The sequence below is a fragment of the Synechocystis sp. LEGE 06083 genome (genome assembly GCF_015207725.1).
GTDB classification, from domain to species: Bacteria; Cyanobacteriota; Cyanobacteriia; order Cyanobacteriales; family Microcystaceae; genus Synechocystis; species Synechocystis salina.
The window spans coordinates 1-1,224 of the sequence record NZ_JADEWJ010000458.1 but is presented as its reverse complement, the minus strand read 5'-3'; the positions used below and the strand labels follow the sequence as shown (position 1 = coordinate 1,224).

General features: G+C 49.5%; 2 pseudogenes. One reads left to right on the top strand and one right to left on the bottom strand.

What is annotated here, in order from left to right:
• Positions 1 to 200, bottom strand: a pseudogene (locus IQ219_RS19730) (MFS transporter); the annotation flags it as partial.
• 296 nt (positions 201 to 496) lie between these two features.
• On the opposite strand from IQ219_RS19730, the pseudogene IQ219_RS19725 reads away from it, so the two are divergent.
• Positions 497 to 1,224 (top strand): annotated as a pseudogene (locus tag IQ219_RS19725) (protein translocase subunit SecD); the annotation flags it as partial.

Here is a 1,224-nt window from a genome sequence, read left to right as displayed (position 1 = left end):
GATCCCAACAGAGCTAGGGACACCGATAAACCCGTTAAAAGGCTGTCAGTCTGAAAATGTTTTTGTAGGGCTGCCACGGCCCCATTGATCACCGCTGTGTCAAAGCCAAACAGAAACCCCCCCAGGGCCGCTACTCCCGAAATCAGGAGGACAAACTTAACGTTAGCCGTAGATTGGGGAGGGGAAGGGGAGGAATTCATGTTAAGCAGAAATTTAAGAAGTTAGCCTATGGCAAGTTGCGCTTGCCCAAGAACTAAATCCTATCAAGTAAAAAAACTTTGTCATGAATTCTTAATTAAATGTTGCAAAACACTGCCATGGAAAACCATGAACAAAACTAGTTCAAGATAACCATGGATCCATGGAAGGGAATTTTTTAATATTGAAACAATTTCATTATTTTGCTCGCCGTTGTTGCTTTTGACCCCAGGCGATCGCCTAGGGATTGACCCGTGGCACGATAGAATCGAACATTGTCCCCGATCAATTCCTTTCCATGCAAAGACTGCGTTGGCTACTGCTTTTAATTGTCGTCTTGGTCATTGGGGCCAGTTTTGTGCTGGCCAAGTTGCCCCTGCAACTGGGTTTAGACCTACGGGGGGGCGCCCAGTTAACTATTGAAGTCCAACCCACCGCAGAAATTCCCCAAATCGACAACGATAGTTTGGTGGCAGTAAAAACAGTGATCGAAAACCGGGTTAATGCCCTGGGAGTATCGGAACCCTTGGTGCAAACTGCTGGGGAAGATAAAGTGGTGGTGCAACTGCCTGGGGTAACCGATCCGGGTCAGGCAGAAAGGATTTTGGGGGGGACAGCCCAGTTAGAATTTCAGCAGCAACGGCCCGGCACAGAGGGAGAATTTCAAGCGGAATACACGATTAAGCGCCAACTGGATGCGGAATTGGAAAATCTCCGTCGCTCCGGTGCTTCCCCGGAAAATAGCGATCGCCTCCAGCAATTGTTGGCAGAACGGGAACAGTCCAACCAAGCTTTGCTGGCGCTGTTTGAACCCATGGGACTAACGGGGAAAAACCTCACTGATGCCCGCCCCAGTCCCAACCAATCTGGTACTGCGTGGGAAGTGGCCCTCCGTTTTGACGAAGAAGGGGGAAAGAAATTTGCCGAGTTAACCCAGGCTGTTGCTGGTACAGGACGGAGCTTAGGCGTGTTTTTGGATAATGACCTCATCAGTGCTCCGGTGGTGGGGGTGGAATTTGCTAATAC